General features: G+C 33.4%; 18 protein-coding genes. 4 read left to right on the top strand and 14 right to left on the bottom strand.

From position 1 onward, the window contains the following. Positions 1-9 precede the first annotated feature (9 nt). Positions 10-1347: a branched-chain amino acid transport system II carrier protein BrnQ4 gene (gene brnQ4, locus COE49_RS10270; RefSeq protein WP_098252310.1), complete on the bottom strand. Its 1338-nt coding sequence runs from the start codon at positions 1345-1347 to the stop codon at positions 10-12. 448 nt (positions 1348-1795) lie between these two features. Further along, complete coding sequence (gene cbpA / locus COE49_RS10265) at positions 1796-2443, bottom strand: cyclic di-AMP binding protein CbpA (protein WP_088230497.1); 648 nt, start codon at positions 2441-2443, stop codon at positions 1796-1798. A 256-nt stretch (positions 2444-2699) separates the two neighbouring features. On the opposite strand from cbpA, the gene COE49_RS10260 reads away from it, so the two are divergent. From COE49_RS10260 to COE49_RS10250, 3 genes are all read left to right on the top strand, one after another. Then, complete coding sequence (locus COE49_RS10260) at positions 2700-3569, top strand: hypothetical protein (protein ID WP_088230498.1); 870 nt, start codon at positions 2700-2702, stop codon at positions 3567-3569. A 209-nt stretch (positions 3570-3778) separates the two neighbouring features. After that, a complete protein-coding gene (locus COE49_RS10255; protein WP_088230499.1) occupies positions 3779-5083 on the top strand; it encodes a hemolysin family protein in 1305 nt (434 codons plus the stop codon). Positions 5084-5093: 10 nt separating this feature from the next. Beyond that, positions 5094-5576 (top strand): DUF456 domain-containing protein, encoded by a 483-nt coding sequence (locus COE49_RS10250; RefSeq protein ID WP_088230500.1) that lies wholly within the window; start codon positions 5094-5096, stop codon positions 5574-5576. A 24-nt stretch (positions 5577-5600) separates the two neighbouring features. Here the strand turns inward: COE49_RS10250 and COE49_RS10245 are convergent, their stop codons facing one another. The 4 genes from COE49_RS10245 to cls form a co-directional block, all read right to left on the bottom strand. Continuing rightward, a complete protein-coding gene (locus COE49_RS10245; protein ID WP_088230501.1) occupies positions 5601-6221 on the bottom strand; it encodes an NAD(P)-dependent oxidoreductase in 621 nt (206 codons plus the stop codon). 102 nt (positions 6222-6323) lie between these two features. Then, positions 6324-6467: a hypothetical protein gene (locus COE49_RS27620; RefSeq protein WP_088230502.1), complete on the bottom strand. Its 144-nt coding sequence runs from the start codon at positions 6465-6467 to the stop codon at positions 6324-6326. Positions 6468-6613: 146 nt separating this feature from the next. Further along, the gene (locus COE49_RS10235; RefSeq protein ID WP_088230503.1) at positions 6614-7072 is read right to left on the bottom strand and encodes a spore coat protein; all 459 of its coding nucleotides are present in this window, start codon (positions 7070-7072) and stop codon (positions 6614-6616) included. A 31-nt stretch (positions 7073-7103) separates the two neighbouring features. Then, a complete protein-coding gene (gene cls, locus COE49_RS10230; protein ID WP_140417340.1) occupies positions 7104-8288 on the bottom strand; it encodes a cardiolipin synthase in 1185 nt (394 codons plus the stop codon). A gap of 160 nt (positions 8289-8448) precedes the next feature. Here cls and COE49_RS10225 point away from each other — a divergent pair, with 160 nt between their 5' ends. Beyond that, complete coding sequence (locus COE49_RS10225; RefSeq protein WP_000505094.1) at positions 8449-8535, top strand: YjcZ family sporulation protein; 87 nt, start codon at positions 8449-8451, stop codon at positions 8533-8535. 90 nt (positions 8536-8625) lie between these two features. On the opposite strand, the gene COE49_RS10220 is transcribed toward COE49_RS10225, so the two are convergent. The 8 genes from COE49_RS10220 to cotH all read right to left on the bottom strand — a co-directional run bounded on the left by COE49_RS10220 (position 8626) and on the right by cotH (position 16309). Then, positions 8626-9132, bottom strand: coding sequence for an acyl-CoA thioesterase (locus COE49_RS10220; protein ID WP_140417341.1), 507 nt, complete (start codon positions 9130-9132; stop codon positions 8626-8628). Between the two features lie 108 nt (positions 9133-9240). Next, positions 9241-10110: a TIGR03943 family putative permease subunit gene (locus COE49_RS10215; protein ID WP_088230505.1), complete on the bottom strand. Its 870-nt coding sequence runs from the start codon at positions 10108-10110 to the stop codon at positions 9241-9243. Between the two features lie 3 nt (positions 10111-10113). Next, positions 10114-11010, bottom strand: coding sequence for a permease (locus tag COE49_RS10210; RefSeq protein WP_088230506.1), 897 nt, complete (start codon positions 11008-11010; stop codon positions 10114-10116). 199 nt (positions 11011-11209) lie between these two features. After that, positions 11210-12151, bottom strand: a complete 942-nt coding sequence (locus COE49_RS10205; protein WP_088230507.1) for a magnesium transporter CorA family protein — start codon at positions 12149-12151, stop codon at positions 11210-11212. A 184-nt stretch (positions 12152-12335) separates the two neighbouring features. Further along, a complete protein-coding gene (locus COE49_RS10200) occupies positions 12336-13715 on the bottom strand; it encodes a putative polysaccharide biosynthesis protein (protein WP_088230508.1) in 1380 nt (459 codons plus the stop codon). Between the two features lie 96 nt (positions 13716-13811). Next, entirely contained in the window at positions 13812-14414 is a 603-nt protein-coding gene (uptA, locus tag COE49_RS10195; protein ID WP_088230509.1) for an undecaprenyl phosphate transporter UptA, read from the bottom strand. Positions 14415-14516: 102 nt separating this feature from the next. Next, positions 14517-15134, bottom strand: coding sequence for an NUDIX hydrolase N-terminal domain-containing protein (locus COE49_RS10190; protein ID WP_088230510.1), 618 nt, complete (start codon positions 15132-15134; stop codon positions 14517-14519). A 98-nt stretch (positions 15135-15232) separates the two neighbouring features. Then, on the bottom strand, positions 15233-16309 hold the full coding sequence (cotH, locus tag COE49_RS10185) for a spore coat protein CotH (protein ID WP_088230511.1): 1077 nt from the start codon (positions 16307-16309) through the stop codon (positions 15233-15235). Positions 16310-16337: the final 28 nt, after the last annotated feature.

The raw sequence follows: 16337 nt of genomic DNA, 5'->3' as shown, positions 1-16337 counted from the left end.
GAAAGGCGCCTAAGCACCTTTCTTTTGCATTTCACTTGATTCATTCGATTTATAGAAGAAGAAACCGAGCACCCCGCCAATACACGCTGGGATTAACCACCCTATGCCTTCTTTATATAAAGGTAACATTTGTAATACATTTGAAATTGCATCCATTTTGATATTTGCACTTTCTAAACCATTAAATATGCTAACGGACAAGGCACCTAGTATTGCCCCAATATAAATTGTATTACGCTTTCCTATCCACTTATGGAAATACGAAAGAACGATTAATACAATTGCAACTGGATAAATGATCATTAACACTGGTAAAGTTACTGTGATTAATTGTGTTAATCCTAGATTCGATACAATTAAACTAAATCCACATACTAACGTTACAATCGTTTTATGTGAAAATTTCGGGAATAAGTTTGAAAAGAACCCTGCACACGCAGATGTTAATCCAACAGAAGTTGTTAAACATGCAAGTGTAATTACAAGTGCTAATAAAATCTTACCGCTCGTTCCATATAACTCATTTACAACATTCGTTAAAATAAGCCCACCGTTTTCTGAGACACCAAGTGATGTACTTGTTGAACCAAGATAAGCTAGTGATAAATAGATTAACGTTAAACCGAGTACAGCAATAATACCTGATACGACAGTTATTTTCGCAATTTGACTACTCTCTTTTATCCCTTTCGAACGGATAACTTGCACAACGACAATTCCAAATACGAGAGCACTAATTGCATCCATCGTTAAATACCCTTGAATAAATCCACCAAAGAAGGCATTTTCATTGTATGCAGCTAGCGGCGCAGCTGGTTCTCCAATCGGATCAATTATCGCCTTTCCAACAATAACAGCAACAATGAATACTAATAATGGTGTAAGAAACTTTCCAAACCAATCCACTAATTTAGATGGATTTAATGATAAATACCACGTAATTCCAAAGAAAACTACAGTGTAAAGAAACAGCATGTACCACTCTGAAACCATTGCCTCTGATAAAAACGGCTTCATACCCATTTCAAACGAAACGGCTCCAGTTCGCGGAATCGCGAAGAATGGTCCAATTGCTAAATAACTAACCAATGGGAAAATAAACGCGAATATAGGGTGAACTCTAGAAGATAGCGCTTTCAAGTCCCCCTCTACAAACGCGACAGCTGTTACAGCTAATAGGGGTAATCCGACTCCCGTTACAAGGAATCCTATTGTAGCAATCCAAACATTCTCTCCTGCTTGTTGCCCTAAAACTGGCGGGAAAATTAAATTTCCTGCTCCTAAAAATAATGCAAACAACATTAAACCAATTGCTACCGTATCACCTGGCCTTAAACGTCCCTTCATACTTTTCATTTGCATAGCACTTTTTCATTGTTTATCTCTATTTTTACAATATGCTATGCATCCTCCTCTCTGCTCAAGATGATAATAGATGCCCCTTACAAAGCAGTGTCTTTCTCCATAATTTCTCCATTCCCCTTATTATTACTCTAATTATTAATACAATTGTTGATTTTTGATTTTTTTGAATATTTAAGTCATTAGAGTATTATTGCGTGGAGTTTAGTTGTCAGACCTCTTTGTTTTTATCACAAATATAGTAACATATTTAGTTGAAAAATAAAAACATATTTTCAAATTGATTTTTTTGAAAATCAAAATTGTCTACTTTTTCACTCTTTCACACAAATTTGATTCAGTCACTACACTATTTTAAATTTATTATTTTAAAATAACTCTATATAGAAATCATAGCAAAAGCCATCCAACATAATTAGATGGCTTTTGTAAGTTACTCTATCGTTTCAACTTCACGTGGATTATTCATCTCTTCTACATACACAACCCTAAATCCGTGATCTTCTAAATCTTTCAATAACGGTTCTAATTCACCATCGTTAAACTCTTCTCCTAATGTAAACATAATTCTACGAACTAATAATGCATCATTATCAAAAGTCATTAAACTTTGGATGCCAGTATATTTTTTTAACACTGTCGATAACTTTTGGATCGCTCCATTATAATCTTGCGTTCCAATCATAACAGAGTATTTACTAGAATGAACGCCCCATGCATCCTCTAATAACTCAAAAACTTTCTTATGGGTTAAAATTCCTAGGAACACTCCTTTTTCGTCAATGACTGATAAATAAGGTAGTTTTTTAATTGTAAAAAAGACTTTAAAGAAAGAAGAATCTTCTCTCACATATCCATCTTTATCGTTCAATAATTGTAATACACTTTCTTCTAGTGATCCTTTATATTCTAAAATATCTACTTTATATATATTCCCTAAAAATTTTCCTTTTTTTTCATCTAAAACTGGTACACAACGATAGCCAGTTTTATTTAAATGCTCTAGCGCTTCCCCTATTGTAATTGAACTTGAGCAAAATAAAACTTCCCTTTTCAGCACATAATTCCCTTTAATCCTCATAAATAGCCTCCTTATGTTAAAATACTTTCTGTGCCATAACTATATTATATTTTCAGAAAAAAATAAATAATTTATTTTATTTTTCTGAAAATTATTCTTTTTCTTGTCATAATTTATTCATGAATCCTTCACTTGCATATTTTTCACTATCAACCTTCTCTCTGAACAACTCAATGAAAAATATATTGTAACTTCATTCAAAAAACGCTAAAATAAGAATAAGAATTTTCTGAATTTTCTAAGAGTAGGTGGTTATATGTCATTATTACGCTCACATATATGCAAATTTTTATTTGGTGTTATTGTTATTTTTGTCATAAGTCCTATTCCAGCTCTTTTTATTACACACAATTACTCTTATCAAAATGGCTTTATTAGCATTTTTCAAAACTTCGCTCACCTTTCTTCTATATCAATTCCAAAGATTGATTGGATGCATGAATCTATCTTTTTCTCAGCAAATCAAATGATACATACTTCGAATCATTCAACACCGTTATTCCCTTACATATGGGAACTATATTTTTTATCAATTGTTCGTTTTACCTTCACTCTTGCAATCGGATTTTTCATAAGTTTAGGTATTGGCCAATTATTTTTTAAAGTACCTAACGCGTTTAAAAAGTTTACTACTATATTGAACTGGATACCTTACTCTTTTTGCACTGTAGTATTACAGTGTTCAGTCTTATTACTACTTTTATACGTCGCACAATTTATAAGCCTTCCTTACTACTCATCTTTTATCATCGTATGTAGTACTTCTATGATTATCGTTATGCAAGCAATAAAAAAATGGATTCCTTTCTTAAATAACACAAATGAATATGACATAAAAACCTCTTCTTTTCTTGTAGATACATTGTTTTTGGCGCTTACTTCGAATCATAAATCTATTTTAGGTTCCATTATTCTTTCATTCATTTTTATGGAATGTGTTTTTCACGCAAGCGGACTATTGCAATTTATCGTTCAATTTGGCGGAAATGCACCCATCATTGTTACAATTGGCTTATTACTACTCTATATCCCATATAGCATACTTTCTTTCCTTCAAACACTTTGGACGACCAACTACTTCAAACAACAATCTTATGCTTTAACGAGAAGTATTTCAAAACCGTAATTTGAAATGACCCTCTATAATCTCCAAGTAGGGGGTTATTCCTTTTGTATAGCGGACAAAATAACAACAAATTCAAAAACTACTACAGAAACATACCAATATTTACCCTTTTTTCTTTGACTATTCTTTTCATTTAGTTTTATTATAAAAGTATAACATAATTGCAGGAGGTGACATCTTTATTCCAAACTTTGGAATGGAGAACACACTTGGACATATTAAACATTTTTCTCATCTTTGTACTTATTCTTATTTCTGGCTTTTTCGTTGCATCAGAATTCGCTGTTGTAAAAGTGCGAAAAAGTCGAATTGATCAGCTTGCAAACGAAGGAAATAAGCAAGCATTGGCTGCAAGGAGCGTTGTATCTAATTTAGACGTGTATTTATCTGCTTGTCAGCTCGGTATTACAATTACATCTTTAGGACTTGGTTGGCTTGGTGAACCGACTGTGGAGCACCTACTGCGACCATTATTCGAAAAAATTAATATTACTGGAACAGTGGCTAATACTTTATCCTTTATTATCGCTTTTAGTGTTATTACATTTTTCCATGTTGTATTAGGAGAATTAGTTCCAAAGTCTTTTGCCATCCAAAAGGCAGAAACCATTGCTTTAAAATTTGCTAAACCACTCATTTGGTTTGATAAAATTATGTATCCGTTCATATGGTTATTAAATAGTACAGCGATATTTTTCACAAAGTTATTCGGTTTAGAACCTGCTAAAGAAAATGAACTTGCCCATTCTGAAGAGGAATTACGACTCATTTTAGGTGAGAGTTTTAAAAGCGGTGAAATAAACCAAACCGAATATAAATATGTAAATAATATTTTTGAATTTGATGACCGCGTTGCGAAAGAAATCATGGTCCCTCGTACTGAAATGATTTGTTTATCTACTGAAAATACGTTAGAGGAAAACATGGATATCGTCGCAACTGAAAAATATACACGTTATCCTATTATTGAAAAAGATAAAGATGATATTATTGGGATGATTAATACGAAAGAAGTATTTCATGATCAAACGAAAGGTATTTATAAACCACTTGAATCTTATATACATCCCGTATTAACTGTATTTGAAACGGTTCCCATTCGCAAAACATTAGTCCATCTTCAAAAGAATCGTGTTCAGATGGCCATCGTTATGGATGAATATGGTGGTACTGCTGGACTTTTAACGATGGAAGATATTCTTGAAGAAATCATTGGGGAAATTCAAGATGAATTTGATGCGGATGAATCACCTATGATTGAAAAGCGTACGCCTAAGCTTACTGTTTTAGATGGAAAAGTACTTATTTCTGAAGTAAATGATATGTTTGGACTGCATATTGATGATAGCGATTTAGATACGATTGGAGGCTGGCTCCTCTCTCAAGCGGTAGATTTAAATATTGAAGCTGGTTATTCCATTGAATATGACGGTTTTCAATTTAAAGCATTAGAACTTGATGGGCATCAAGTTAAAAAAATTGCTGTACATAAATTAGATACGAAAAAGGAGTAGGAGTTATAAAGTGACTGTATTATTAACAATTTGTATCATTGCCTGTTTCATCGTTTCATTTCTCGCCTTTATTTATCCTATTATCCCAGGCATTCTAGCTGTATGGGCTGGATATTTGATTTACCATTTTGGTATAAATGGCGGAGAACTAACGATTTCTTTTTGGATTATTCAAGCGATTTTCACACTATTTATTTTCGTTGCTGATTTTATTGCAAATGGATATTTTCTAAAAAAATATGGAAGTTCAAAGTGGGGCGAACGTGTTGGTATGGTTTCGATCATTGTCGGATCATTCTTCTTCCCACCATTTGGTTTAATTATAATACCGTTCTTATCGGTTTTTATAACAGAGCTAATGCATAAAAAGGCGCCAAAAGACGCCTTTCTAGTAGGAGTTGCTACTGTCGTTGGATTTTTAAGCAGTACCGTAGCCAAAGCCATTCTACAAATCATTATGATTATCATCTTCGTATGTTATATCATCTTCTAACCATCCCACTTTTGGGATGGTTTTTTAATAAGAAATACCTACTCGACTATTCTCGTATATGTTTTTATTACACAAACCCCATGTAAAATGCGCTGTATCACCAACTGTAATTTTCGTGCCACCTTCTGGTAATATATCTTTTTCAGTCCGATATACTCCTGTCACCTCACCATCTATTAAATGGGTCGGACAAACGACAGTCCAACATAAAATACTATTACTAAGTTCCTTATATGCAGCTAGGTGATCTTCTGCTGCTGTAGTCGTTTTCCGCTTTGATTCATTTGATTGGAAACGATATATACTTGGATTTGTTCTTGCTTGTAAAATACCAGCTGTTCCTATTGTAATGATTTTCTTGACGCCTTCTTCTTCCATATGCTTTATAATATTTGGCATACTCTTCGCTAATGTCCCATTTCCATCAGTTCCAAGAGCGCTAATTACTATATCACATCCTTTTATCACTTTCTTTATATCATTTTCGTTTAATACGTTTCCTTCTATAATTTGTAATCTTTCATGCTTTATTTCCACTTTATCCACATCACGAACTAATGCAGTTACTTCTGCTGCATCCTTTAACGCTAATTTTATTACATTTGAACCTACTCGACCTGTTGCTCCCAATATACATACTTTCATTTGTTTCCCCCTCCCTTTCATTCTCTCTCTATTTTTCAATACTCTCACTCAATATACAACAAAAAAGCTTCCTCATATATAAGAGGAAGCTCTATTATTCCTTTATTTCTTTTCTTTATCCTTTTTGTCCTCTTGTTGTGTTGTTGTATCGTCTTCTTTCTTCTTGTCCTCATCTTTACTACAACCTACCATTAATAAAGAACTTGCAAGTGCCATAGCAGTTAATGATTTAACCCATTTGTTCATTTGCGTTTCCTCCCTTTGATAGAATATGTACAATCCCATATTACTCTCTATTTTTAAAGGAGAGATTGACAAATAGTAAATATACGGTAAATATTTGTAAATTTTCTAATACCATAAAAAAACTAAGGCCCTGTCACCTTAGTTTCTTATGCAAATTTTTCATTTTCATATACATGGTTAATTTTATATTCCTTCTTCATAACATATTGCCACACACTATAAGCATAGCGGTTCATTTTCAGGAAACAATTTTCCAAAAATGAGCGGAATTCTGGATTTGCAACTTCAACTGCTACTTGTGCTACCTTTAATGCTAATCGTTTCAAATGAGAAATATAACAAATTGCAATATGAATATCTCCCGTATATTTATTGTCTATTTCCTTTTCTATTTCGGGTAAATGAAACGACATTGGTTCACAAGTTATCCGCTGTACATTCTCCCCTTCTTGAAAATTCACTTGTTCATTATATGCTTGTAACATATACGGTAAATGGTGTTGCAATAAATCCTTTAATTCTTCATCACGGACCCTTCCAGTATACTCCCCTACCTTATAAATTAGCATATAACTATATCTCATTAATTCTTTCATACAGTCCATTTAAACTCCTCCCTTCCCTTTTATTCATATGCTATAAATATGATGCGATTACATTCGCTATTCTTGCTAGAAACCAATCCCAGCTACTTATTTTTTCAAAATCTTCTTCAGAGAATCGTTTTGATTTATGAAAGTCTTCCTTTAATCGACTCCATACGTCAGCAACAACTGTTTTATCATATATGACACAGTTAGATTCACAATTTAAATAAAAACTTCTATTATCAAAATTCGCAGTCCCAATATCGACTATTTCTCCATCAATGATTGTTACTTTCCCGTGAAAAAAACCATTCCGATATTGATAAATCTCAGCTCCAGCATGTAACATGTCTTTCAAATATGGATAGGCAGCTTGTTTTAACAATACGGCATCACTTTTAAACGGAACGAGAATTTTTACATTAACACCACGATGTAATGCATCTTTTAACTCTTTCATCATTTCTTTACTTGGTACAAAATATGGCGTGGCGATAATTAAGGACCGTTTCGCTTTTTTTAATAGTGCACCATACTCTTGCCACAATCCTTTTCCATTTGAAAATATATATTGATATTTCACTTCCCCTGACGCAGGTAACTCTTGATGTATAGGGAACTTGTCTCCCGTATCTTCCTGCCAATCTGCTGCAAATTTCCGTTCCATATCAGTAGCACCATTTCCTTCGATACGCACATGATAGTCACGCCACGGACCAAATTTCGGATTTTGTCCAAGGTACTCCTTTCCGATATTAAAACCACCAACGTAGGATACTTTTCCATCTATCGTAACAATACGTCTATGATTTCGTTGGTGCAACGAATAGAATATATTTTTCAGTTTAGGCTTTTTACTAAATGTAAACTGGACACCACTACTTTTTAATTGACTAATTATCTTTTTCTTCAGCTTATATCCACCTATTCGATCGACTGACAATTTCACCTCTACTCCACTAGATGCTTTTCTCTCGAGTAACTGCAAAAACTCTTGGCTTATTTCATCCTTACTTACAATATAAAAATGGATGTATACATACTTTTCTGCATCGTTTATATCCTTAAATAAGTTCTTATATAACGCTTCACCGTTCGTATATAGTTGAAATTCACCTAATCGAGCTTGTCCTAATTCATATTCACTAGCCATTTCTTTCCCCATTTCCACATCGATGTTCATCCAAATGAATACACCTATTAAAAAAAGGACTACAACGAAAAAGTACTTCATGGATAATTTCCTTTCTCCACTTACTGTTATTCCTATATCTTCCCTTTTTTAATACATTATCATTCAAGAAAATATGTCATTGCATGATATATGTCCATATCAAACAACAGCTCATTTGCATACTGTATGTTGTATCTTAAAATAAAAGGAGGAAATAACAATGGGCTTCGCACATGGTAATGGATTCGCGCTATTAGTCGTATTATTTATCCTCTTAATCATCGTCGGTGCTGCTTGCTTCTGCTAAGTAGTTATTGTCATATGATATGTGGATGAAAAAACTATAAAAGAGGACACCTATTTTTAGGTGTCCTCTTTTCATTTTAAAATTTTCTCGTCAAAAAGTTAGAAGTGTGGCTACTTTCTTACTTTCTGCTTTTCGTATATGACGTTGTTCTGCACGTAATACAGCAATGCGATGCAATTCCTTCTCTTCTTCCGTCTCAGGGATCACACCTGGTACAGGTACTGGATTATTATCTTTACTAAGTGCAACAAAAGTAACAAATGAAGTTGCGGCAATACGCTTCTCGCCTGAAATTAAATTTTCAGCTACTACCTTCACGAATACTTCCATTGAAGTTCTTCCCGTCCAAATAACGAAAGATTCATAACTTACACAATCTGAAGAACGAACAGGATGTAAGAAATCGACCCAATCCATAGATGCTGTGACGCATTCTTTTCTTGCATGTCTCGTTGCTGAAATGGAAGCAACCATATCCATCTCCGCTAATATCTTTCCACCAAATAGCGTATTATGATCATTTAAATCTGTTGGAAATACTCGGCTCGTTTTAAACACTCTTGATTCATTAGCTGTTTTTCCCTTAACTCCTGTCACTGTTTTCACCCCTTTAATTATTTATCCATAAATACTGCGTCATGTGAACTACACGTTTAATATTAGCAATCTTTAGAACTTTTAGTCCATAAAAAAGAACCGATTTTATTAATCGGCTCCTCTAAATACGTATTGTTCTTTCGGCTGCTCAACTTTATTCCATTTCGTTACTTCTAAAACAGGAATATTCGCATGGAATGGTTGATAAAATTCAGTTGATATTTCTCCTTCAACTTGAATCCAATCATCATTTTTCCATTCTACCCCTTCTGGCTTTTTCACTAACATACCATATACACCAGAATCCGCTACACAGTGTATAATACCGAAACGGAATATAAAGTATTGTTCTTTCTTAGAAGAATCATCGCGGAAAACAAACCCTTTAAAAGATAATTTTTTCCCTGTAAACTCGCCAGGATAATTATAAATTGTCTCCATACCTTTTAAGAAATCTTCATCATTTAATGCAATATTATCTTTCGTAACAAACTCTTTCTTCCCTTTTTCCATTACACCACGATAGCCTTCTTTTCCGTAATAAATACTTGTATCAGGTCTTAAAAATTGCCTTGTCATAAATGGATCTTTACTTTCTGCCTGTGCTACTGGAAAATGAAAGCCCTTCGCTTTAACAATATCCGAATCTAATGTCGCAATCGGGAAAAATAATCCTGAAATAATTGGGAAACAGAACAAAGTGTAAGAAAACGTTCGTTTCCACCATGTATTTTCATCTTTTGAATGATCATGCCCACAATGGCTATGATCACATCCACAATTGTGCTGTTCTTTCTCCTTTTGATGCTCTTTCTGAAAAACGATAATAATTTGTACAATCGTTAAAAATCCTAAAATAATAGCCGCTGTTTTTGATAAATAAGCATACTTCATATTAATATACTTCGTAATATTACCAGAAATATGAAGCTGTGCAATTAATATTGTAAAACCTAATAATATATATGCTCGAAACATAACCTACCACCCCATCGCATAAATGAGTAGTGAGCTTGCATAAACAACAAGTGTAACTGTAACAGTAACGACAATTACAAATTTCGTTTTAAATGTCGCAAGCATCATAAACATATTTTTAATATCCACCATCGGCCCATAAACGAGGAACGCGACAAGTGATGCCGTTGAAAATGTACTTTGGAATGACGAAGCAATAAATGCATCCGCTTCTGAACAAAGTGATAAAATGAAAGCAAGTCCCATCATAACAGCTGATGAAGAAAACGGTCCTTGTCCAATAGCAAGAAGTGTTGAAGTTTGTACGAACGTTTGAACTGCAGCAGCAATTAACGCACCTAACACTAAATATTTTCCCATTGAGAAGAACTCCTCAACAGCGTGTGTACATACATCCCACATTTTTTTACGTAATGGACGCTTATGGTTCACTTCTGGGAAGTAATCATCTCTTAATTGATGTTCTTTAAACATGAATGACAATATAATACCTACGACAATTGCTACAATAATCGCTACAATAGAACGATACCATACCATGTGCATACTACTTCCAAAGGCAACATATGTTGCAAATAATACAACTGGATTAATAATCGGTCCAGTTAACATAAATGCAATCCCGGCGTAGGGTGGAACGCCTTTTCCAATTAATCGCCTTACAATCGGAACAATTCCACATTCACAGCCTGGAAACATCATGCCTAAAAAAGTAGCTAATAAAACAGACAGAAATCGGTTCTTCGGCATCCATTTTGCCACCATATCTTCTGTCACAAACATTTGAATGAATCCTGAAATAAATACACCAATTAGCACAAATGGAAGTGCCTCGATTAATATTGAGATAAAGATTGTATTCATTTGCAGGAATGCTTTCGGTAATTGAAACAACTCCATGATGTATTTCCCCCAACTTTTCGTTAACAATATGTAATTTTAACCTTATTTTATTATTTGAACAAGACTTATATGGAATTCATAACCATAATACACATTACATTTTACAATTTATATTCTATTTCAAAACTGAGATTTTATAACAAAGAAAGCTGCTCTAGCATAGTTTTATGACTTTGCTAGAGCAGCTTTCTTATCTTTAAAAGTAACGTTTCTTCCAAAAAACAAATGCTAATGTGAGAGATAGTGTTACACATATTATGAGTACAATGACAAAACCATGGGCTTCACCTTCAAATGGAACCTTTACATTCATTCCGAAGAAACTAGAAACCATCGTTGGTAATGATAAAATGATTGTAATAGACGTTAACAGTTTCATAACACTATTTAAATTATTTGATATAACGGAGCTAAAAGTATTCATCATTCCACTTAAAATGTGACTATATATTTCCGCCATTTCAATGGCCTGCTTATTTTCAATTAATACATCTTCTAATAAATCTTGATCGTCTTCATACATTTTTAAAAATGTACTGTTACGCATTAATTTTTGAATTACAATTTTATTTGCTTTTAATGACGTTGTAAAGTAAACTAAACTTTTTTCAAGGCCTAACAATGTGAAAATCTCTTTATTTTTCATCGATTTATTTAATTGGTGCTCTAAATCAATTGTTTTTCGATTAATTTGCTTTAAGTATCTTAAATAATAAGTAGAAATTGTATATAAGAGCTGAAGTGCAAAGCGTGTCTTTTTAAACGTATAAAATTCTTTAATACGTTGGTTAATAAAACGTTCAAAAATTGGATTTTCTTCTAAGCAAATTGTAACAAAACAATCTGGCATTACAATCATACCTATTGGAATCGTGTCATAAATCGAATTTCCTTCTTCATCATGTCTAACTGTCGGAATATCCACGATAATTAAAGTATTACTGTCTTCCTTTTCAATACGAGAGCGTTCTTCATCATCCAAAGGGTCTTTAATGAAATCTAAGTCTACATTTAAAGTTTGTACTAGATATTGAATTTCTTCTTCCGTTGGATGAAGTACATTAATCCAGCAACCCTTTTGCATTTCCTCAATCTCTTGTAGTTTTCCGTTTCGGTCTGTTAAATACATATTTAACATACTATCACCCCGATTCTTTTTACATGTGGGAATCTACCTCACTTAAACAACAGTTTTTGAACCACCATGTTCAGCATATGAAACATACGTTTAAATTTCAATAGAAAAATTATTTTGAAAACGTTTTTATAAAAAAAAATTTATAAACATAGAAAAAGACAGAGTGTTCTCTGCCTTAAAAAGCTTATGTTGCCTTTATAACATATTTAGAAAGCATCCACAAGTTAAAGCCAACTGAAATCGTATAGCCAGCGTATGTTGAAATGATAAAACTTACATAATCAAAATATGGAAGCAGCACAATATTTAAAACTATCTTCACAATAAGTCCAATACCTAATCCTAGCACTGTTTTCTGTTGTTGATTGATTCCTTGTAACATAGCAGCCGTTACTGTAAAGAGAGAAAATAGTATACAAGCAGGAGCATAATACTGCAGAATAATTCTCCCCATCTCCGGATCATTTCCTGCACCAAATAAAAGAGTATATACTGGCTTTGCTAACACCATCATCCCAATTGCCGCTGGTACCGTAATCCCTACTACTAATACATTCGTCCTCGTGAAATGTTTGTACAACAACTTGGCATTCCCCACTGTATAAGCTTTCGTCATCTCTGGTACGAGAGACATACTAAAAGCAGTCGCAACAGAAACTGGAATGAGCACAACCATTTGAACTAAGCCGATAATCGCATTAATTTTTTCTGCTTCTCCTTGCATATATCCGATTTGTATGAGTAGTTTATTAATTGTAAATGTATCAATCGTCTGATACAGCGGAATCGCTAAACCAACTACAACAAACGGTATTGAATATGTAAAGAGCTCCTTATACAACGAGAAAAAAGATTTCGTTGTTTGCGGTATACTTGCCATCTCTTTTTTCTTTAAGTGCCTTCTTCTTTTTATATAATACGCACTTAATACACTTAACCCGCCTATAGCCCCCATAAATGCACCAAACGTGGAAATACCAACTGCTAATGAAACAGAAGCTTTTAACACATATAAAACGACAAAGCTTCCTATCAAAATGGTTAAAACTCGAAAAAATTGCTCTACAACTACACTGAGCGCAGAAGGTCCCATCGATTGAAATCCTTGAAAGAATCCCCTTAATAAGCTCATTACTGGTACAAGTATTAATGCAAAACTTACAATTTGAATGTTATGAGTTACAGCCGTTACACTATTCCCTGTTTGATCATTTCCATCAATCACAAGTTCAGCTAAATGTGGAGCTAACAAATAAAGTGTAAAACATGAGATAACTCCCATTAAAAGCATAAAAACAATACCACTCTTTAACACTCTTTTAACCGTATGATAGTCATTCAGTTGATCGTATTTTGATACCATCTTTGAAACAGCGAGTGGTAATCCCATCGTTGCAATACTAAGCATAATAGTATAAGGACGATATGCATATGTGTATAACACATACCCACTCGTACCGACCATAGCTGTAAATGGTATAACATATATAAACCCTAACATTTTAGATATCATCGTTGCCATCGTTAAAAATATCGTTCCACGTATAAACGGCGATCCTTTCATCACATTCCCCCGCTACGTCTTATTATTACACATTATGGACAACTCTCTTTTTTTAGAACCGAAACAATAAAAAAAGCCAATGAAAGATCATTGACTTTAATGAGTTGTTTTTTTCTTTTTCAAAAGCTTTAAACCGAAGTAAAGAGCAATAAAGAAAACCGCACCTATAATTATGTAATGTGTGTAATCAGATGCATACTCTTTAATATGTCTCCAATTTCCACCAAGCTTTTCTCCTAAGTATATAAAAAGAATTGACCATGGAATAATCGCTACTACTGTATACAGTGTAAAGAGTTTTAACGGCATCTTAGCTAATCCAGCTGGAATAGAAATCGCATGGCGTACAACCGGAATGAAACGTGCAGAAAATATTACTCCCGCTCCGTAACGTTTAAACCAATTTTCTGCTATGTCTAAATGACGTTTATTAATAAGCAAATATTTCCCATATTTCTCTACAACCGGACGTCCTCCGTAGTACCCGAGCCAATATAAAAAGATTTGAGCTAAAGTACCGCCGATGGTTCCAGCAATTACTGCACCAACAAAGCTAATTTTACCATTTGCTACTAAAAAACCAGCATAAGAAAGTACAATTTCACTTGGGATAACCTCAACCATTAAAGCTAGAGCTACTCCAAAGTAACCTAAACTTGCAAAAAATTGCAATAACTGATCTATTATGTTTGCTAACATGTTCTTTTCTATCTCCTTTTTCTTCACATATCATCCCATTATCACATAAAGGTTGCAATCTGCCAATATCTTCATTACAACAATATGATATGTATCGCAACACTAATCTATTAGTTTTTCTTTCTGTGGGTCTTTCATGTAGGCAAACATTTCTTTAATTTGCTCTTCAGTATTTCTAGCAATTGATAAATTCGGTATTTCATCCTCACCAAAAAACTCTATTTCTTCTGTTTCAATGCTAGTCTTCTTTTCTCCTCCTACAATCTCACATCCAATGAAAATCTTATATACATGCGTTGCTGATGGGGATGGATGATGTTTTTCTTTATCAAATATAGCTAACAGCTTAAAATAATCTACTTTATAACCTGTCTCTTCGAAAACCTCTTTCGCTGCAACTTCTGTTGGCGTATAACCGACATCGGCCCATCCACCTGGTAATGCCCATTTTCCATCACTTTTTTCTTTCACAAATAGTAGTTTTTCATTTTGGAAAATAACCGCTCTTATATCAACTTTAGGTGTTTGATAGCCTGTCTCACTTGCAAATAATTTCTCAACAACTTCCCAATCTGTTTTTGTGTAATGTGACATTATAGAAGTTGAAATATCTCTTAATTGTTGGAAACGCTCTATATCATACACATCCTTAGAATACGTTAACCCAGCCTGTGCTATAGATTGTATTTGCTTTACCCAATCAATCCATTTAATCGTCATCTCTACACAACTCCATTCTTTATCAACGATTTCACTTTTTATTGATACCTCTTTATTATACAAAAAAAGAGATTGATAATGTTTCAATCTCTTCAAAATTAATCCAATTCATGTAAGTGGTCTTGTATATACTTTCTTCTTTTATTTATATATTCATAAATCATATTAGCCTCTTGGTCAAATGTTTCGATTTTTCCCTTCATATATGGATCTTGTAGTAAATATGGACGAATCGATTCACACATTTCTTCTACTTTCGGCCTCATAAAAGAAATTGTAAATTGCTCTTCTAATATTTCTTTTAAAATATTTCGATATTGTTTTCGAATTACAGGTATATCTAACAATCTTGCACTTAACGTGTTGTATCCTTGAATTCTAATATACTCATGATTAAGCGGTCTCCCTTGTACATCGCGTCCCCAAGTCGCATCATAATCCCACGGTATGACTTCAAATAAATTTGTTTCATCGTTATGATATAGTGCATAGTTATGAACAAAACCATCAAAGTTTTGTGTAAAAATAACTCCAGCTAACCACCGTAAATATTTGTCTACATGTAGAAACTTCCCAATTTCTTTTTCATAAGCTTCCCTCGTCAATGTATTCGCTTGAAATACAAATTCACTCAATTGTTCTTCACTATTTTCATTTGAATATTTAAATTCATAACCTGCAAAAAGCTCTGTCTTAACATCTTTATCCCTCTCACTCATTAAAGAAAAATTCGCATCATCATCTATCGCATAATAAATAGAACCACTCGGTAATCCTCTATTTTTTAAAAAGTTTTCATCAACTGATTCTAACTGTAAATATACGCCTTGAATTTGACCATTAATTTTTATAAATACATGTTGTGACTTTGGTGAAAGTACACCAATATCATGAAAAAAATCTAAAGATAATTTATTTCGTATGAGAGACGGATCCATAAACTCAGAATTTAAATGAAACTCCTTCGCACCTTGAAATTTTTTCGGCTTATAAAACATAACATGATAAGACTTTTTCTCAAATTCACGAATATGAGCACCCCGATATACGATATCAATATCATACTTCTTTTTTCTATAAGTTAATTTTGCCGGCACTGGACTATCTGACCAAATGTCTTTTTTCAATTCCACTAAGTACATTGGATGAATAAACAAATCATAGGAAGGTAACATATTCTCTCATCCCTTCTCAGTTCTCTTC

Origin of the sequence: Bacillus sp. AFS029637, from assembly GCF_002584985.1 — a bacterium.
Lineage (GTDB): Bacteria > Bacillota > Bacilli > Bacillales > Bacillaceae_G > Bacillus_A.
Note: the sequence above shows the minus strand (reverse complement) of the source record. Positions and strands in the feature narration are given on the sequence as shown.